A 19182-nucleotide genomic window follows, 5' to 3' on the forward strand; every position below is an offset into this window, starting at 1 on the left:
TCGCCGATGACCCGGCCGGGGCGTCGTGCGTGAGGATCATGCCGGGCTTTCCTTCCGGATACGGGCGGCCCAGTCGGAGGTGGCCCCGAGCCCGCCGAACGTATAGAAGTGAATCTTCAACTCGCCGTGGTGGCCGGGGTCGTGGGCCGCGGTGAGGTCGCGCAGGAAGCGATCCGGCCCTGCCGTACCCATGAGGTTGGTCAGGGAGAACCCGTATTTCCTCACCACGGAGGCGCTGGTGCCGACGCCGAAACGGGCCGCGTACGACAGGAGCCGACGCACTCCGGCGGGCCCGGGCACCCCGATCCTGATCGGAAGGTCGATGCCGCGGCGGCGGACCTCTTCCACCCAGGCCAGCACCGGGTCCACGGCGAACCCGAACTGCGTGATGATGCAGCCCTCCAGCGGCTGGTCGGCGAGGGCCGCGTGTTTGTCCCGCAGCGCGGACCACAGCGCATCGGCGTCGATCGCGGGGTGCCCTTCCGGGTACCCGCTGATACCGACGTGGCGAACGCCGTACTCCTGCAGCAGCCCCGTGCCGATCAGGGACAGGGAATCAGCATAGGGGCCCTCGGGGCGGGCCGGGTCACCGCCGACGACGAACACGTTGTCGGATGTGCCGTCGGCGTGCAGACCGGCCAGAAACCGCTCGAAGTCGTCGCGTGACCCCAGGCGGCGGGCGGATATGTGCGGTACGGGAACGAAGCCGAGCCGCTTGACCTCCCGGGCAGCGTCCAGCCGCATCCGCAGGTCCTCGTTGCCGAGAAAGGTGATGTTGATCCGGGTTCCCTGGGGGATGGTGTCGCGGGCTTCCTCCAGTTCGGGGACGTCCTTCCCGGTCATCTCCAGGGAGAAGTCCTCAAGCAGCGAGGTACCGACCGCTGTTCGTACCGAGCTCGGGGGATTCATCGTCGGGTGTCTCGCTTTCTGAACCGGCGTCAGCGATCACGGCGGTAGAGGGCGCGCGCGTGCTCGTTGAACGGGGACGGCTGGACGGTGGCGCGGATGCGGGGGAAGCCGAGGTCGGCCTCGGGGTCGGTGCCGGGACCGGGGTGCTCCCCCCAGACCACCGTCACCTCGGTGCCCGGTGCGGCGTGTTCGGCGTCGATCAGGGTTTGCGCCAGCACGGTGCCCACGGGGTCGATCGACGCGCTCTGCATCGTCACACCGACCAGACCGGCGGCGTTCTCCACGCGGTGGCGGGCGTAGGTGAGCACGAAGCCGGGGTCCTGGCCCTCGCCCATGACCGTGCGCACGTCGTCGGCGTCGAGGACGAGGGTGGCCTTGGTGCGGCGCACCTCGCCCTTGGCCTTCTCCAGGGCGTCCCGGCCCAGGAAGTCGTGGTTGAAGGAGATCATCTTCCCGTAGCCCAGCTCGTACGGGGAGACGTAGTAGTCCTCGATGTCCTCCGAGAAGAAGCTGCCGTTCAGCGGGCGCTTGCCCTCGATGCCGAACAGGGGCAGGTACGTTCGGTATTCCAGCAGGTCCGGGTCGGTGTAGATGCCGGGCACGGGCGAGGGGATCCAGCCGCTCTCCACGCTCGGCGTGGTGTACGCCAGCGCCCCGACCTGGATCAGGCCGAGCGGCTCACCCGCCGCCAGGAACGCTTCGTGCACATACGCGGCGTGGCCCCAGGGGCCGATGAACTCGAAGCCGGCCTGACCGGCCATGCCGTGGCGCAGGGCGCGCAGGGGACGCCCGGCCAGAGTGACCGCGGTGGAGTGGAAGAACTTGGTCTCCGGCAGCGGCCCGCCGAAAACCCGCTCGACCAGTTCCGCCGCCAGCGGGCCCTGGATCTGGTAGCGGAACAGCTTCGGATCACCGCCGCCGGGCCGGAAGGCGGAGGAGGGGTCGGTGACAAAGCCGACGTCGTAGCCGCCCTTCTCCGCGTGGTACCGCACCCAGTGCTGCGCGGCCGGGACCCCGCTGAGCACGTACGTGTTCTCGGCCTCCCGGGCGAGGATCCCATCGGTGACGAGGTGGCCGGCCCCGGTGACCGGCACGTACTGCTTGGCCTGTCCGATGGCGAACTTCTCGAAGTTGTTGGCTCCGTGGTCGGCCAGCACCCTGGTGGCGTCCGGGCCCTCGATCCACATGTCGGACATGTGATGCGAGAGGTTGAGCAGGGCCACGCCCTCGTGCCACGCGGCCTGCTCCTGACGCCAGCCCGCGTATTCGCGCTCGACGACCTCGGGGGTCCACGGCTCGGCATCCGGCTGCCACAACAGCCTGATCGGCGAGCCGGCCTTGTCGATGCCGTCCTGGAGGGAGGGGGTTGCCATCACGGCTCCTTCTTCTCGTCGCTGCCCGCTTCGTTGAGCTAAATCGTTTTAGTGAACGGCAGAGGTAGGCCACCGCACAGACTCCGGCGACTCGGCTCGCTAAATCGATCTAGCGAAAGCTAGCAAAAACGCCCCGTCCCGCACGAGTTCTGATCACGGATTCCTTTACGCGCGCTCACGTATCTCGACATGGGCGGCCGCCTTGGGTACCGCGTCGGGACGCGCGCGGACGTCGTGCCGACGTGAAAGGCACCACCCTGACGGGGCTGGCCGCCGTCCGGCCGATGGGCCACACTGCTCACAGTTTTCCAAGGCCGAGCAATGCAAGGAGCGCTGATGGGCGCGTACGACGAGACTTACCACCGCAGCCTCGAGGACGTCGAAGGGTTCTGGCTGGACGCGGCGGCGGCGATCGACTGGATCCGGCCGCCGACCCAGGCCCTGGACGACTCCCGTGCGCCGCTCCTGCGGTGGTTCCCCGACGGTGAACTCAACACCTCCTACAACGCGTTGGACCGGCACATCGAGAACGGCCACGGCGACCGGACCGCGCTGATCTACGACTCCCCGGTGACCGGTGCGGTCCGGCGCTTCAGCTACGCCGAGCTCCGTGACGAGGTCGCGCTCTTCGCCGGGGCGCTGCGCTCGCTGGGGGTGGGCAAGGGCGACCGGGTCATCGTCTACATGCCGATGGTGCCCGAGGCGGTCATCGCCATGCTGGCCTGCGCCAGGATCGGGGCGGTGCACTCGGTGGTCTTCGGCGGCTTCGCGCCCAAGGAGTTGGCCGCCCGGATCGAGGACGCCGAACCGGCCGTGATCGTCGCGGCGTCCTGCGGGATCGAGCCGACGCGGGTCGTGGAGTATCAGCCGATCGTCGAGGCGGCGCTCGGTCTGACCGCCCATCAGCCGGACAAGGTCGTCATCCTGCAGCGCGACCGGGCGCGAGCGGAGCTCGGCGGGCGTTACGTGGACTGGGCGGATCTCGTCGCCCGCGCCGAGCCGGTCGGCCCGGTCACGGTGGCGGCGACCGACCCGCTGTATGTGCTGTACACCTCCGGTACCACCGGCAGGCCGAAGGGCGTCGTCCGCGACAACGGCGGCCATGCGGTGGCGCTGGCGTGGTCGATGGCTGCGATCTACGACATCGGGCCGGGCGACGTCTGGTGGACCGCGTCCGACGTCGGCTGGGTGGTCGGTCACTCCTACATCGTCTACGCGCCGCTGCTGATCGGTGCGACCACCGTGCTGTACGAGGGCAAGCCGGTGGGCACCCCGGATGCCGGCGCGTTCTGGCGGGTGATCAGCGACCACGGGGTGAAGGCGCTGTTCACCGCTCCTACGGCGTTGCGGGCGATCAAAAGGCTCGACTCGGAGGCCGCCGAGCTGAAGAAGTACGACCTGTCGGCGTTCCGCACCCTCTTCCTGGCCGGGGAGCGGCTCGACCCCGAGACCTACCGCTGGGCGCACCGGCACCTCGGCACACCGGTCATCGACCATTGGTGGCAGACCGAGACCGGCTGGCCGATCGCGGCGAACCTCCACGGGCTGGAGCCGATGCCGGTCAAGCCCGGGTCGGCCACGGTCCCGGTTCCCGGCTGGGATGTGCGCGTCCTGGACCCGGGCGGTACCGAACTGCCCGCGGGCCAGGAGGGCGTGATCGCGATCCGGCTTCCGCTGCCTCCCGGCGCGCTTCCCACGCTGTGGGGTGACGACCAGCGGTTCATCGAGGCGTATCTGTCCCAGTACGACGGCTACTACCTGACCGGTGACTCCGGGTACCGCGACGCGGACGGCTATCTGTTCGTCATGGGCCGCACCGACGACGTGATCAACGTCGCGGGGCACCGATTGTCCACCGGTGCGATGGAAGCGGTGCTCGCGGCGCACCCGGCAGTGGCCGAGTGTGCGGTGATCGGGGTGCGCGACAAGCTCAAGGGCCAGTTGCCCCGGGGTTTCGTGGTGCTCAAGGCGGGCGCCGAGATCAGCGACGAAGACCTCCGCGAGGAGCTGATCGCGGCGGTACGCCGGGAGATCGGCCCGGTGGCCGCGTTCCGGGCCGTCTCGGTCGTGGAGGCGCTGCCCAAGACCCGGTCGGGAAAGATCCTGCGCAAGACGATGCGCGGAATCGCCGACGGCCGCGACGAGCCGGTGCCGTCGACGATCGAGGACCCGTCGGTGCTGGACACGCTGCGGCCGGTGCTGCGCCCTGAGTGAGCGTCCCTCGCCGACAGCATCTGGGTCGGTGGTGGACCGCCGCCGGGGCGCGCGGTCGATCACTGACCGGGCGCGGGTTCACCGGCTCCCGCCGCCCTGTCGCCGTTGAGCGGAAAGGCCGCCGACCCCCAGCCGTCGTCCACGCTCAGCGGCTCCAGCCACTTGCGGTCGGTGACCCGGATCTCGTACTCGGCCTGGACCAGCAGGTCCTCGTCCTTCCAGGAGCCATCGCGCTCGTAGTCCAGGAGCCATCGCGCTCGTAGTGGAAATCGGACGAGGTTCCTTTTCCCGACTTCCCCCAAGCAGGTGAATATGACCCATAACGACTATATCGGGTTCCACTTCGCCGCAGCTCAGCACAGGGTGGGGCGGACCCGGCTCACCCCTGAACCGCGTCCCTCACCTGGGTAAACTGTTGCTGCCCCGACAAGCCCCGAACAGCACCAGGAGGCCGGATGCCACCGCACGACACCTCCGCGCACGACACCTCCGCGCTCGGGGCACCGCGCGAAGGGCACGGCCGGGATCTGTCCCCCGCCCGTCAGGCCCTGTCGGACAGCGTCTACGAGAACATCAAGGCCATGGTCATGGACCATGAGATCACTCCCGGCGCGCGTGTCAGCATCGAGGCCCTGGCCCGCGCCCTGAGCGTCTCACCGACCCCCATCCGGGAGGCGCTGGCCAGGCTGGAGTCCGACGGCCTGGTGGTGAAGAGACCGCTCTCGGGGTACCGCACCACCGAGCTGCTGACCCGCCAGGGGCTCGAGGAGCTCTTCGAGATGCGGCAGTTGCTGGAGCCGAGGGCGGCGGCGCTCGCCGCGGGCAACGCCAGTGAGGCTCAGCTCGACGGCATCGAGCGGATCGCGGAGGAGATGCAGTCCCATTCGGGGACCGCCGGGCGCTATGCGGCCTACCGCGACTTCGCCGCCCTCGACCAGCGCTTCCACGACGCGATCGCGCAGGCGTCCGGGCGGCCGCTGCTCGCGGACGCGGTGGAGCGGCTCCATTCCCATCTGCACATCTTCAGGCTCAGCAGCGTGCTCGACGCCGAGGACCCGACCCTCGCCGAGCACCAGCGCGTGCTGCACGCGATACTGCGCCGCAACCCCGACCGCGCGGCCGAGGCAATGGCCGAGCACCTCGCCCGCAGCCTCCGGCGCCAGCTCAGCCAGGACAAGGAGTCCTGACCGCGCGGCGTCCTGTATCGGCGCGGCCGGGGCGGGGTCAGCCCGGCCCGGTCATGCCTCCACCGCTCGCGGGCGCACGGCCGGGGTCGCGCGGTCGTGGATGATGCGGATGATCCGGCCGCTCATCCGCTCGTAGTCGCGGTCGTTGTCCACCTCACCGCGGATCCGGTGGTCGGCCATCACGGCCACCCGGTCCGCGAGCGTGATCATCTCCGCGAGGTCGCTGCTGATCAGCAGGATGGGCAGGCCATCGCGGGCCAGCTCCCAGATGAGTTCGTGGAAGGCGTGCTTGGTGCGCACATCGACACCGACGGTCGGCTCGTCGACGATGAGCAGCCGTGTGTCGGCCGCCAGCCACTTCGCCAGGCTCACCTTCTGCTGGTTGCCACCGGACAGCTCACCGGCGTTCTGCCCCAGCCCGGAGATGCGGATGCCGAGACGTTCGACGAGGTCGTGGGCCACGGCCTGCTCCTCGCGCGCGGAGACGAAGCCGAACGCCTTCGCCAGCCTCTTCCATACCGTCACCGTGATGTTCCGGGCGATGGGCTGCTCCAGGAACACCCCTTCCTCCTTACGGTTCTCGGTGAGATAGCCGATGCCGAAGCGGTGCAGGGCCTGCCGGGGAGAGGTGATGCGCACCGGCTCGCCGTGCACCCGGATCTCCCCGCCGGTGACGCGGTCGAGGCCGAGCATGGCCTTGACCAGTTCGCTGCGCCCCGCGCCGACCAGGCCGTACAGACCGACGATCTCCCCGGGCCGGACGTCCAGGCTGATGTCCCGGTGCCCGGCGGCGGTGGAGACATCGTCGAACGAGAGCACCGGCGCCGCGGACGTGTCCACCTCCCGCGGACGCATCTCGGTGGCCGAGTGGGCACGGCCGACCATGAGACCGACCACATCGTCGTGGGTGTGGTCGGCGAGCGGCGAGGACTCGAGCACGGACCTGCCGTCACGCAGCACGGTGACGGTGTCGCAGATGGCGAACACTTCCTCCAGTTTGTGACTGACGAAGACGACACACGTCCCCCGGGCCTTCAGCCGCCGGACGACCTCGAACAGGCGCTCCGCCTCCTGCGGGGAGAGGGAAGCGGTCGGCTCGTCCAGGAGCAGCACCCGGCTCTCGGTGTACAGGGCCTTCGCGATCTCCACCAACTGCTGTTGTGCCACGGACAGTTCACGGACCGGCTGGTCCGGGTCGAGGTCCAGACCCAGCTCACCGAGGCACCTCAGAGCGGGCGCGGTCATCGCCGCGCGGTCGATCAGACCGCGGTGCGAGGGAGGGCTCTGCAACGTGATGTTCTCGGCCACCGAGAAGCCCGGAATCAGATTGCGCTCCTGGTGCACCACGCCGATACCGGTACGGGTGGCCTCCTGTGGTGAGCGCAGGTGGACCTCGCCGCCGCACCAGGTCAGGCGGCCGCCGTTGGGCGTGTGCACCCCGGTCAGGACCTTGATGAGGGTGGACTTTCCCGCGCCGTTCTCGCCGAGCAGCGCGTGGATGGACCCCTCGGTCAGCCGCAGTCCGACGCCGTCCAGGGCCCGTACGCCGGGAAAGACCTTGACGATGGCGTGGCATTCGAGAAGGACGTTGCTCATCCGGAACCTCCCGTGTGCGGCAGGACGGCGGTCGGTCGCGCGTCACTCGGCGGTGGTGCGGGCGGTACGCTGCCGCGCGAACCGCCCCGCTTTTCCAGGTGGGTCTGGTGGATACGGCCGCCGACCACCGTGCCGAGCACGACCACGCCGATGAGGAAGTTCACCCAGCTCGGGTCGAGCGAGAACTGCGCGCGTGCGGCGTCGATGAGCCGCATCACGAAGGCCGCGAGCACCGTGCCGAGCACGGCGACCGACCCTCCGGTGAGCGCCACGCCGCCGATGATGGGTGCCGCGAAGCTGGGCAGCAACCAGTCGCCGCCGACACTGCGGTTGACTCCGGGCAGCGACGCCGTCGCGGTCAGGGCTGCCACGCCGATCAAGAGTCCGGACAGGGTGTGGGCGAGCACGATCTGCCGGTCCGTGGAGATGCCCGACAGCCTGGCCGCCAGCGGGTTGCCGCCCGCCGCCAGGAGCCGCCGGCCGGCGGTGCCGCGGTACAGGAAGGCGGCGAGCAGGGCCGCGGCGGCCAGAGCGGTGAGGAACACCAGCGGGACGTTCAGCGGGGCCGCCCTGCCGAGCTCCTTCAGGCCCGCGGAGTATCCGTCGACGGTGCGCGTGCCCACCAGCCAGTACTGCGCCCCCTGGAGGATCGTCATCGTCCCGAGTGTGACGATAAAGCCGTTGATCTTCGTCGCCACGATGCACAGGCCCGTCACCAGCCCGATGGCTGTCGCCGCCAGCACACCGGCCGCCACCGCGACCCCGGCGGGCACGCCCTGGTCCGCCATGAGGACGCCCATCAGGCAGGCGGTGAAGCCACCGAGCGCGCCGACCGCGAGGTTGAGCTGTCCGACGCACAGCGCCACCATCTGGGCCAGCCCGATGAGGACAGGGGTGGCCAGATACCGCAGGAAGGTCCGTATCGATGGGCCCTCGAGGAACGAGCCGGAGGAGGCCACGCCCAGGGCGAGGTAGCCGGCGAGCACCACGCACAGCAGGGTCATCGTCGTGGAGCGGGAGAAGCGGCGCAGGACCGCGGCGCCCCGCTCTCGCCGATCGTGGATCGTGTTCATGTGGAGCGCACCACCTTGCGATGGGCCACCACGGTGCGCACCCGGTCGGCCGAGAGGGCCAGCAGGAGTACGCAGCCGAGGTAGATGTTCAGGCTTTCGAGACCGACACCGAGCAGATCGAGCCCTTTGCGGATGACGCCGACCAGGGACGTGCCCAGCAGAGCGCCCAGTACGGAGACGACGCCGCCGGTGAGCAGGGTGCCGCCGAGCACCGAGCCGAGGAAGGAGGGCAGCATGAAGTCATCCCCGATGGAGGCGCGGAACGTTCCGGTGCCGACGGCGGCCATGAATCCGGCGAGCGCGGCGAGCAGCCCCGAGAGCGTGTGCGCCAGGATGAGGCGGCGGCCGGTGGGAATGCCGGACAGCTCGGCCGCCGCGGGGTTCGCCCCGGTGAGCAGCAGCTCCCGGCCGATGCGGGTGCGGGCGTACAGGAAACCGAGGCCGGCCAGTGCCAGGACGGTGAACTGCGCCAACTGCGGGATGACCGGGGATCCGCACACGGGCCCGACGCAGATGTCGGCCAGCGAGTACGAGCGCAGTTCCGCGAGCCCGGACGGCTTGCTGGTGAAGGCGGCGTTCTCGGTCAGGGCCGAGTAGAGCAGGGAGACGAGTCCCAGCAGCGCGAAGTCCATCGCCAGGGTCACCACGAAGGAACTGACCCCGGTACGGGTGATGATCCAGCCGGTCAGCGCGCCGATGGCGGCCCCGGCCAGCAGGCACAGCAGCAGGCCCAGTGGCAGGGGCAGGTCCAGCCGGTCGTAGCCGAATCCCGCGAACAGGGCTCCGAAGGCGGCCATCCGCCCGACGGCCAGGTTCATATGCCCCACCGAGAGGACGACCATCTGGGCGAGCGCCACCACTGTCAGCGTCGAGACGTCCCGCACCAGCGGGAACAGCACGAGCCGTTCATCGAGGAACGCCGGCTGCGCCACGCCGAACAGGGCGCTGAGGCCGATGACGAGCACCAGCAGGCCGAGCCGCTGGTTGACCCAGAACGGCAGCCGGTGCACCGGACGCGGCGGCGTGGCCCCGGCGGGGCCGGTGTCGGTGCCCGGCGGGAGGACGGGCGTTGTCATGACACCCTCCGGTCGTCGATGGCGTCCATGTCCCAGTCGATGCCGATCCCCGGAACATCCGGCGCCAGGGCCCGCCCGTCGCGGATCGTCAACTCGCTGCGGGTGACGGCCCGCAACTGCGGGATGTACTCGACGAACCTGCCGTTGGGCACCGCGGCCACGAGGCTGACATGCAGCTCCATCAGGAAGTGCGGACACACCATGACGTTGTGGCTCTCCGCCGTGTGGGCGACCTTGAGCCAGGGGGTGATCCCGCCGATGCGGGCGGCGTCGACCTGCACGATGGAAGCGGCGCCCGTCTCGAGGTAGGTGCGGAACTGCGCGGGCGAGTACAGGGACTCGCCGACAGCGACGGGAATCCGTGTCGCACGCGCCAGCCGGGCATGGCCGCTGATGTCGTCCGCCGGCAGGGGCTCCTCGATCCAGTACGGGTCGTAGGGCTCCAGCGCGGCCGCCAGTTGGAGGGCCGAGGACATCGTCTGCGACTGGTTGGCGTCCGTCATGATGTGCAGCGAGGGGCCGACGGCCTCTCGTACGGCGCGCAGGCGCTCCGCGTCCTCGGCGGCATGCGGCTTGCCCACCTTGATCTTGACGCCGTCCCACCCGGCCTTCCTGGCCTGGAGCGCCCCCTTCACCAGGTCGTCCGCGGTCAGATGGAGCCAGCCGCCCTCGGTGTCGTAGACCGGAACGTCCTGGCGGTGGCCGCCGGCCAGCCGCCCCAGCGGCTCGCCCGCGCGCTTGCAGCGCACATCCCACAGCGCGGTGTCGACGGCGGCGAGCGCGAGCGAGGTGATGGCTCCGGTGGTGGTGGCGCGGGTCAGGGCGAACAGCCGCTGCCACAGCGCCTCGATGTTGCGCGCGTCCTGCCCGATGAGGGCGGGCAGCAGATGGTCCCGCAGCAGGGCCAGTACGGAGGTTCCGCCGGTGCCGATGGTGTAGGCGTAGCCGGTCCCCGTGCTGCCGTCCACCGTGGTGATGTCGACCAGGACCGTCTCCTGCTTGACGAAGGACTGCACCGCGTCGGTGCGGTCCGTCTCCACGGCGATGTCGGCCAGCTTGGCCGTGGCGGTCGTGATGATGCTCATCTCGTGATGCCCGTTTTCTGTAGAGCGTTCCGTAGTACGGGGACGGCGGGGATCAGCCGCACGCGAGGACGTCGTCGGCGAACTGCTTCTTCAGCCGATCGGTCTTCGCCTTCCGCGCACGGTCGTAGGTCGCGACGTTCTGCTTGGTGACGACGAACGAGCCGGAGTCGACGGACTGACCGGGCGTGCGCATGGCGCACTGCTTCGTCTGCAGCAGCGCGAGCGCCCACGCCCCGACCTTCGCCTGTCCCACCGGGTTCTGCACGACGGTGGCGGTGACCGTGCCCTGCTTGATGGAGCTGAGGATCTTCGCGTCGTCGTCGATGGCGACGACCTTCGCCCGCGAACCGGAGCTCCTGACCGCGTCGGCGGCGGCGACGGCCGGGTTGTAGGCGGTGGAGACGATGCCCTGGATCTGCTTGCCTTTGGCCGTCAGCAGGTCGGACACCGCCTTCTGCGCGGTCTGCAGGTCCTTGTCGATGTCGGTGACGGTCTGCAGCAGCTTCGCCTTGCCGCCCGACTCCTTCACGGCCCTGGCGACGCCCTTGATCCGCAACTGGGTGTTGGCGTCCACGTTGTTGCCCGTCAGATGGACGATCGTGCCCTTGCCGCCCATCGCGTCGATGGCGGCCTTGGCCGCCTTGTACGCGGCGAGTTCGACATCCGTGGAGAGGCAGAAGTCGGCCTCGTTCCTGCCCGCCGGGCAGGAGCCGAGCGAGGCCACGGCGAGGCCCTGCGACTTCAGGTCGGCGAATGTGGTGTTGATGTCGGTCGGCGAGACCCCGAAGACGCCGAACGCGTTGTAGCCGCGCGCGGCGAGCGTGGACAGCAGATTGTTCTGCTTCTGCTGGTCCCACTCCGCCGTCTCGTCGAACGTCACGCCCCCGAGCCGGTACGTCTTCTTCGCCTCGGTGCCCGCGGACTTCCAGGGCTGGAAGTAGGGGTGGGCGCCGCCGGGCACGAGCGCCACCTTGGTGGCCGACCCGTCCGCGAGCACGGCCGAGCCGCCACCCGCCCGCGCGGACGCGGGGCCCTGGCCGCCCGTCGGCTCACCCGAGTTCTTGAGCGTGCAAGCCGCCGAACCCGCGGCCAGCAACGCGACGGCCACCACTCCCGGCAGTACAGATCCAGTCCGGAGACCCACCTCCGCACCCCCACGAATCAAATAGGAAATTGATGCCGCGATGGTGTGCCAGTCGAGCCGCCCCGTCAAGGCCCCGGACAAACACGAGATCCGGCACCCCTGTGGATCGGGTGCCGGATCTCGTCTCGCAGATTCCTATAGGAAACGCGTGTCCTGAATTGGATCAGCCGGCGTACTGGGCGAAGACCCGGGTGAAGTCCCACGGCTGCTGGGAGACGCCCGAGCAGGTGTCCGCTCCGCCACCGGTGCAGGGCCGGTCACGGTTGACCGACCAGAAGGTCAGCCGCGCGAGGTGCCGCTGCTGGGCGTAGCCCAGGATGGTGCGGAAGTCGTTCACGGTCACGGTCTCGCCGTTGTCGGTGATGCCGTTCATCGAGGAGATGCCGGTGTGCCGGTACGCCTGGTCGTCCGTGTACCCGTAGGCGCTCTTGACCGCGTTCTTGAGCCCCTCGGCGGCGCGGAGGGTGAGCTGGCCCATGTTCTGGCCGGCTCCCCCGAAGTTGAACGGCATGATGGTCCAGCTGTCCACGGTCAGACCGGCGGCGGCGGCCTTGCTGATCAGGCTGTTGTCGGGGCCGTTCTGGCCGGTGCCGAAGGTGACGTACACCTTGATGCCGGGGTTGTTGGCCTTGACCGTCTTCAGCGCGTCGACCGTGCGCTGCTGGACGGTCGGGCTGTCGTACGCGGCGGCCTCGATGTCGATGTCGATCGCCTTGAGACCGTAGGCGTTGATGACCTTCTGATACGCGGCGGCCAGCTCGCCCGCGCTGCCGCAGGAGCTCTCCAGCTTGTTGCCGCTCCAGCCGCCGAAGGACGGGATGACATCGCCACCGGCGGACCGCACGGTGTTGATGGTCTGCTGGTCGACGCCTCCGGTGAGCGGACGGCCACCGTCCCACTGCGGGTTGCAATAGCCGTTGCTGAGCACGAAGGCGAGCGTGAACCACTTGACGCCGGTCGCGTTCATCACGGTGGTGGGGCTCGGCGGGCTGCCCCAGCCATTGTAGAGGTACGGGGCCACGGCCATGGCTCCCGGCCCGGTCGGCGGAGTGCTGCCACCGTCCGGCGCAGTCCACTTCTGGTTGGCGGCGCCGGTGCAGGTCCATATCTGCAGCCGGGTACCGTTGGCCGAACTGCCACCGGCGGCATCCAGGCACTTGTTGGCCTGCGGATTGACGATGTCGCGGGCCGCCGGGAGGGACCACTGCTGGGCCGCGCTGCCGTTGCAGTCGTAGAGCTGGACCGGACTGCCGTCCACCGTGCCACCCGACACCACGTCCAGACACTTTCCCAGCGCACGGATCGTGCCATCGCCACCAACAGTCCACTGCTGCGCGGCGGATCCATTGCAGTCGTAGAGCTGGATGGGTGTGCCATTCGCGCTGTTGGCACCCGCCACGTCCACACACTTGCCGCCGACACCGGTGATCTGTCCGGTGGCCGCCACGGCACCACTCGCGGGAATGCCGGTCAGGCCGGTGAGCAGGGCGGCGGCGGCCGCTGCGCCCAGGATGCCGCGCACCGCGGGTCTGCGCAGGAGTCTCATATTCATCTGGTCACCGTCCACTTCTGGTTGGCGGCGCCGGTGCAGGTCCATATCTGCAGCCGGGTACCGTTGGCCGAACTGCCACCGGCGGCATCCAGGCACTTGTTGGCCTGCGGATTGACGATGTCGCGGGCCGCGGGAACGGCCCATTGCTGCGCCGCGCTGCCGTTGCAGTCGTAGAGCTGGACCTGGCTGCCGTCGGCCGTGCCACCCGACGCCACGTCCAGGCACTTCCCCAGCACACGGATCGTCCCATCGCCACCAACGGTCCACTGCTGCGCGGCGGATCCATTGCAGTCGTAGAGCTGGATGGGTGTGCCGTTGGCGTTGTCGGCGCCCGCCACGTCCATGCACTTGCCGCCGACACCGGTGATGGCGCCGCCGCCCGGCTGTCCGCTGTCGGTGCTGACCCGGACGTAGTCGACGAGGAGTTGCTGGGGGAAGACCGTGCTGCCGTTGGGGTCTCCGGGCCAGTAGCCGCCGACCGCGAGGTTGAGGATCACGAAGAAGGGCTTGTTGAACGCCCATTGCCGGCCACCGAGGTCGGCGGGGGTGCGCCGCTGATACACGGTGCCGTCGACGGACCAGGTGATCGCGTTGGGGCTCCAGTCGACGGCGAAGGTGTGGAACGCGTCGGCGAACGCCTGGCCGCCGGGCAGGGAGTACCCGGCGCCGATGCCGCCGGACCCCGAGTAGCCGGGGCCGTGGAGGGTGCCGTGGACCGTGGACGGCTCGAAGCCCACGTTCTCCATGATGTCGATCTCGCCCGAGTTGGGCCAGCCGACCTGTCCGATGTCATTGCCCAGCATCCAGAACGCCGGCCACATGCCCTGCCCGCGCGGAATCTTCATCCGGGCTTCCACCCGGCCGTAGGTGGTGGTGAACTTACCGGCCGTGTTCAGCCGGGCGGAGGTGTACTCACACCTTCCGTACCAGCACTGGTAGTTGCTCGGGTTCTCGCGGCGGGCGGTGATGGCCAGATGACCCTGTCCGTCGAGGGCGGCGTTGCGGTTGCCCGCCGTGTAGTACTGCCGCTCATGGTTGTTGACGTTGTCGCCCGTCTCGACCTGCCACTTGCCACCGTCGACGGCGGAGCCCGCGGGCCCGTCGAACTCGTCGGAGAAGGTGACGGCGGCGGCCTCGGCGGCCACGGCCGGTGGCGCGGCGGATTGCGCCGCGGAGGCGGGCGCACCCTGCGCCAGTCCGGTGGACAGGGACGCGAGGGCGAGGAACGAGACGACGGAGAGCAGCAGTCGCCGGGGTAAGCGCGGGGAGTCCATGACTCTCCCTTCCAGAAACATGTGCATGACAGGTACGGAGAGACGTGAGGCGCATGCGAAACCAACAGGTGGAACCAAGTGGTTACGGCGCCGACCGGGGTGCGATGAGCGATCCGAGAGGTACTTAGTTCACTACGTGATTTAAGAAGTGAAGGAAAATCCTGTCAAGGGCTTGGTATGGACCATATGTATGGACAGAAACCGCCGTGGAGGACGGCCGCACGACTGGTGACGGCCCGCGGGGGATACCCCCCATACCGGTCCTGGGGTGCACCGGATGGCGCCCCGCTGGGGGCGAATCCAGCGTTCAGCCATGCCTCCGACTCCGCGAAAACATCTCGCCCTGGCCCTCGGTGTCGCTACGCTGCTCGCCACCGAGGTGGCCACCGCCGTCGCCCAGCCCGCAGGTCCCTCCCCTGTGGAGCGGCTGCGCCAGGACACCGAGGCGATCCACGCCCTCGGTGTCAGCGGTGTGCAGGCCCGCGTGGTCGCGCCGGACGGTCGGCATTCGGTCGCCACCAGCGGCACCGCCGACCTGAACACCGGCCGCCCCGTTGCCGCCGACGGCTACTTGCGCATGGCCAGCACGTCAAAGACGCTGGTCGCCACCGTGGTCCTCCAACTGGAGGCCGAGGGCAGGCTCTCCCTGGACGACACGGTCGACCACTGGCTGCCCGAGTGGTGCGGGGCAACGGCGACGACGGCAGCCGGATCACCATCCGCCAACTGCTCCAGCACACCAGCGGCATCCACGACGACCTGCCCGGATACACCACGCCGGAGGAGTACTACCAGCAGCGCCACGACGTCTACGGCCCCGAGCAGCTCTTCGCCCGCGCCATGGCCCACGCGCCGGACTTCCCGCCCGGCGAGGGCTGGGCGTACTCCAACACCGGCTACGTCCTGCTCGACATGGTCATCAACAAGGCCACCGGTCACCCCGCCCACCAGGAGATCGAAGACCGCGTCCTGCGCCCGCTCGGCCTCGACCGGACCCGGTGGCTGGGCACCTCGCCCACCCTCCCCCGGCCGCACGCCACGGCCTACCAGCTCTTCGGCCCCGGTTCCCGGGTGGACGTCACCGACCAGATACCGGTGGACCACGAGAACCTTTCGTGGGTCACGACCACGCGGGACGAGAACGACTTCTTCCGCGCGCTGCTCGCGGGCCGCCTGCTACCGACGCGGCAACTGGCCGAGATGAAGCGGACCGTCCCCGTGAGCGAGGAGTTCCAACAGCTCTGGCCCGGCGGCCGATACGGGCTCGGCCTGGTCGAACGCCCGCTGAGCTGCGGAGGAACGTACTGGAGCCACGAGGGCGGGGACGGCGGCTACATCACCCTCAACGGCGTCACCGACGACGGCAGGCGCAGCGCCGCGGTCTCCATGTCCGAGGCACGCGGCGACACCCCGGAGCACATCCTGGACCAGGAGAACGCGGCCGGCGCCCTCATCGACCACGCACGGTGCGCCGGGGGCCATCGCGGGGACGCAGGCGAACCACCGCTGCCGGGAAGGTAAGTTTGGACCCCGCGCCATGACACGCAACCTCCGCATGCCCCGCGCCCTCTTCCAAACCGGCTATGGCCGTACGCGTCGGCGTGCCCGGTCCGGGCCGCACACCGACTGACCGACCCCACGAGGACACACCGCCGTGACACCCGACGACCACTTCGGCCGCCTCGCGCCGCAGACCGCATGACGCCCGCCGGTTCCCGGGCCGTCCGGGCACACGGCGGAACCGCAGGACCCGCAGGACCCGTCCGAGCCGTCGACTATCCTCACGCAGACGGCCTCGGTGCACACGACCGACTTGGGGCAGACGTGCCGGAACTTGTACTGCATGCCAATGGACGCACCTGGACCCTGGACGCGTCCCGGAGCTACACCGTGGGGCGCGATCAGCAGGCCGACATCCCGACCATCGACCGCCGCGTCTCCCGGCGGCACATCACGATCCGCTGCGTCGGCGGGACGTGGGTCATCGAGGACCTCGGCAGCGCGAATGGCACGTTCGTGGACGGACACCGTGTCCAGCGGATCGAGATCGGCCACGGTTCGATCGTCCGGCTGGGGCACTTCTCCAGCGGCATGCGGCTGGACTTCACCGAGGCCGCGCCGGCGGCGGCGCCAGCGGCGGCGGCGAGTGGCGACCAGGCGCCCGCTGCGGCGCAGGACCGCGCGGCGGCACCCCAGGGCGAGGCACGTCCCCAGGCTCATCCCCAGCCCCGTCCTGAAGCTCGTCCCCAGCCCCGTCCCGAGGCTCATCCCCAGCCCCGTCCTGAAGCTCATCCCCAGCACCGTCCCGAGGCCCATCCCCAGCCCCCTCGCGGGGCGCGAGGTGATACGGGTTGGGGCACGGCGGCAGCCGCCGGTGCACCCCCGGTGGCGCCCCACCCCCGGGCGGGGGAGGGTCCGGCGGCCCCGGCGGGCGCGGCGGCCCCGGCGGGCGCGGCGGCGTCGGCGGGCGCGGCGGCGTCGGCGGGCGCGGCGGGCGCGGCGTCGGCGGCGGCAGCCTCAGTGGGGCAAGCGGCGGCGGCCCCGACCAGTACCGCAGGCCCGAGCGTCGCCCGGGACGCGCACCGGCCCGCCGCCGGAGACCCGCACCGGCCCGCCGCCGCCACAGACGGGGACGGGCCCCACGGAGCCGCCGCAACCCACTTCATTGACCGGAGCCCGTCGGGTGTTCACCGGCTCGTCCAGGGGCGGCCGATGCGCATCGGCCGGGCGCAGGACAACGAACTCGTGGTGGAGGGCCCGCATGTCTCCCGCCACCACGCGGAGTTCCGGCCCCTGCCCGGTGGCCGCTTCGAGATCGTCGACCTCGGCAGCCACAACGGCACCTTTGTCAACGGGCAGCCCGTGGACCGTCAGCTCATCGGTCCGCACGACATCGTCGGTGTCGGCCACTCCACCTTCCGCCTCGCCGGGGACCGGCTGGAGGAGTTCGCCGACACCGGTGAAGTCTCCTTCGCCGCCCGGAACCTGACGGTGACCGTCGGGCGCGGCAAGACCATCCTGGACGACGTCTCCTTCGGCGTCCCGGAGAAGTCCCTGGTGGCGGTAGTCGGGCCGTCGGGCTCCGGGAAGTCCACCCTCCTGCGCGCCCTCACCGGCTACCGGCCCGCCGACCGCGGCCATGTCCTCTACGACCACCGCGATCTCTACACGCAGTTCGCCGAGTTGCGCCACCGTATCGGCCTCGTTCCGCAGGACGACATCCTGCACAAGGAGCTGACCGTCGACACCGCGCTGAAGTACGCCGCCAGGCTGCGCTTCCCCGGTGACACCAAGGCCGCCGAGCGCAAGGCCCGTATCGACGAGGTGCTCCAGGAGCTGAAGCTCGACGTGCACCGGGACAAGAAGGTCTCCTCGCTCTCCGGCGGTCAGCGCAAGCGGGTGTCCGTCGCCCTGGAGCTGCTGACCAAGCCCTCCCTGCTCTTCCTCGACGAGCCCACCTCCGGGCTGGATCCGGGCCTGGACCGCGATGTCATGAAGTTGCTGCGGGGGCTCGCCGACGACGGCCGCACCGTGCTGGTGGTCACCCACTCCGTCGCCGAACTGGCGCTGTGCGACCGGGTGTTGGTCATGGCGCCCGGCGGCTCCGTGGCCTACTTCGGCGTCCCGGGCGAGGCCCTGGAGTTTTTCGGACACGAGAGCTGGGCCGATGTCTTCTCCGCCTTCGAGAACCATCGCGAGGACGACTGGGGCGGGCGCTGGCGGGCTTCCCCGCAGCACGTCCGGCGTGTCGCGGAGGTCGGCTCGGCCGTACCGCCGCAGCAGCCGGGCACCCTTCCGGCGCAGCCGCCCGCGCGAGCCCTGCAGCCCAAACGGCGGTACTGGGTGGCCCAGTTGTGGACCCTGATCCGCCGCTATCTGTCGGTCATCGCCTCCGACAAGGGCTTCATGGCGCTGATGCTGCTCCTCCCGGCGGTGCTGGGCGGGGTCAGCTGTCTGGTTCCGGCGAAGTACGGACTCGTCCCGCCACCGCCCGACAGTGGTTTCCGCTACAACCAGGAGTCCGGAACCATTCTGCTGGTGCTCGTCATCGGCATGAGCTTCTCCGGCGCGGCCAACTCCGTACGCGAATTGATCAAGGAACGGGTGATCTACGAACGGGAGAGAGCCACGGGTCTGTCCCGGTCCGCGTATCTGATGTCGAAGGTGATCGTCCTCGGTCTGATCACCGCGATGCAGGGTGCCGTCCTCTGCGCGATCGGCTTCTCCGTCCGCCAACTGCCCGCCCAGGGGCTGCTCATGCCCACGGCCGTCGAGGTCTGCGTGGTGATCAGTGCGCTGGGCTTCACCTCCATGATGTTCGGCCTGGTCATCTCCGCGCTGGTGCGGACGGCCGAGAAGACCATGCCGCTGCTGGTGATGTTCGCCATCGTCCAGGTGGTCTTCACGGGCGTCCTCTTCAAGCTGTTCAGCTCTCCGGGCATCGAACAGGTCGGCTGGCTGATGCCCGCCCGCTGGGCGGTCGCGGGCGCCGGGACCACACTCGACCTCGGGCACACCATGCCGCCCTGGAATCTCGACAAGCCGAACGAAGTCGACCCGCTGTGGGCGCACACCGTCTCCCAGTGGGGCATCGACCTCGGCGTGCTCGTGGCGATCGGGCTGGTCTGCGGCTTCGCCGTGGCACGTCTGCTGCGCCGGCACGAACCCGACGTCATGCGCGACTAGCTGGCGGCTTGGT

General features: G+C 69.8%; 13 protein-coding genes and 1 pseudogene. 4 read left to right on the top strand and 10 right to left on the bottom strand.

Annotated elements, in window-relative coordinates; genetic code table 11:
- Positions 1 to 36: 36 nt before the first annotated feature.
- Positions 37 to 909: a methylenetetrahydrofolate reductase gene (locus STRVI_RS28440; RefSeq protein ID WP_014059082.1), complete on the bottom strand. Its 873-nt coding sequence runs from the start codon at positions 907 to 909 to the stop codon at positions 37 to 39.
- A 29-nt stretch (positions 910 to 938) separates the two neighbouring features.
- The gene (locus tag STRVI_RS28445; protein ID WP_014059083.1) at positions 939 to 2282 is read right to left on the bottom strand and encodes an aminomethyltransferase family protein; all 1344 of its coding nucleotides are present in this window, start codon (positions 2280 to 2282) and stop codon (positions 939 to 941) included.
- A 336-nt stretch (positions 2283 to 2618) separates the two neighbouring features.
- Here STRVI_RS28445 and STRVI_RS28450 point away from each other — a divergent pair, with 336 nt between their 5' ends.
- A complete protein-coding gene (locus STRVI_RS28450) occupies positions 2619 to 4496 on the top strand; it encodes a propionyl-CoA synthetase (protein ID WP_014059084.1) in 1878 nt (625 codons plus the stop codon).
- Between the two features lie 59 nt (positions 4497 to 4555).
- Here STRVI_RS28450 and STRVI_RS28455 read toward each other — a convergent pair whose 3' ends face one another.
- Complete coding sequence (locus STRVI_RS28455; RefSeq protein WP_043236663.1) at positions 4556 to 4798, bottom strand: hypothetical protein; 243 nt, start codon at positions 4796 to 4798, stop codon at positions 4556 to 4558.
- 153 nt (positions 4799 to 4951) lie between these two features.
- Between STRVI_RS28455 and STRVI_RS28460 the strand changes: the two genes are divergently transcribed.
- Positions 4952 to 5683: a GntR family transcriptional regulator gene (locus STRVI_RS28460; RefSeq protein WP_014059085.1), complete on the top strand. Its 732-nt coding sequence runs from the start codon at positions 4952 to 4954 to the stop codon at positions 5681 to 5683.
- A gap of 51 nt (positions 5684 to 5734) precedes the next feature.
- Here STRVI_RS28460 and STRVI_RS28465 read toward each other — a convergent pair whose 3' ends face one another.
- The 7 genes from STRVI_RS28465 to STRVI_RS28495 form a co-directional block, all read right to left on the bottom strand.
- Complete coding sequence (locus tag STRVI_RS28465; RefSeq protein WP_014059086.1) at positions 5735 to 7279, bottom strand: sugar ABC transporter ATP-binding protein; 1545 nt, start codon at positions 7277 to 7279, stop codon at positions 5735 to 5737.
- Entirely contained in the window at positions 7276 to 8352 is a 1077-nt protein-coding gene (locus tag STRVI_RS28470; RefSeq protein WP_014059087.1) for an ABC transporter permease, read from the bottom strand. Before STRVI_RS28470 ends, STRVI_RS28465 begins: the two co-directional genes overlap by 4 nt.
- Positions 8349 to 9428: an ABC transporter permease gene (locus tag STRVI_RS28475; RefSeq protein WP_014059088.1), complete on the bottom strand. Its 1080-nt coding sequence runs from the start codon at positions 9426 to 9428 to the stop codon at positions 8349 to 8351. Before STRVI_RS28475 ends, STRVI_RS28470 begins: the two co-directional genes overlap by 4 nt.
- Positions 9425 to 10513, bottom strand: coding sequence for a mandelate racemase/muconate lactonizing enzyme family protein (locus tag STRVI_RS28480; RefSeq protein ID WP_014059089.1), 1089 nt, complete (start codon positions 10511 to 10513; stop codon positions 9425 to 9427). The genes STRVI_RS28475 and STRVI_RS28480 overlap by 4 nt, the downstream gene beginning before the upstream one ends.
- Positions 10514 to 10565: 52 nt before the next feature.
- Positions 10566 to 11621 (bottom strand): sugar ABC transporter substrate-binding protein, encoded by a 1056-nt coding sequence (locus STRVI_RS28485; RefSeq protein WP_435532592.1) that lies wholly within the window; start codon positions 11619 to 11621, stop codon positions 10566 to 10568.
- 199 nt (positions 11622 to 11820) lie between these two features.
- Positions 11821 to 13209 (bottom strand): chitinase, encoded by a 1389-nt coding sequence (locus STRVI_RS28490; protein ID WP_014059091.1) that lies wholly within the window; start codon positions 13207 to 13209, stop codon positions 11821 to 11823.
- Positions 13206 to 14483: a glycoside hydrolase family 16 protein gene (locus tag STRVI_RS28495; RefSeq protein WP_014059092.1), complete on the bottom strand. Its 1278-nt coding sequence runs from the start codon at positions 14481 to 14483 to the stop codon at positions 13206 to 13208. Before STRVI_RS28495 ends, STRVI_RS28490 begins: the two co-directional genes overlap by 4 nt.
- Positions 14484 to 14796: 313 nt before the next feature.
- Between STRVI_RS28495 and STRVI_RS28500 the strand changes: the two are divergent.
- Both STRVI_RS28500 and STRVI_RS28505 read left to right on the top strand, forming a co-directional pair.
- Positions 14797 to 16004: pseudogene (locus tag STRVI_RS28500) on the top strand (serine hydrolase domain-containing protein).
- Between the two features lie 303 nt (positions 16005 to 16307).
- Positions 16308 to 19169 (top strand): FHA domain-containing protein, encoded by a 2862-nt coding sequence (locus tag STRVI_RS28505; protein WP_014059093.1) that lies wholly within the window; start codon positions 16308 to 16310, stop codon positions 19167 to 19169.
- Positions 19170 to 19182: the final 13 nt, after the last annotated feature.

The organism is Streptomyces violaceusniger Tu 4113, from assembly GCF_000147815.2.
GTDB lineage: Bacteria > Actinomycetota > Actinomycetes > Streptomycetales > Streptomycetaceae > Streptomyces > Streptomyces violaceusniger_A.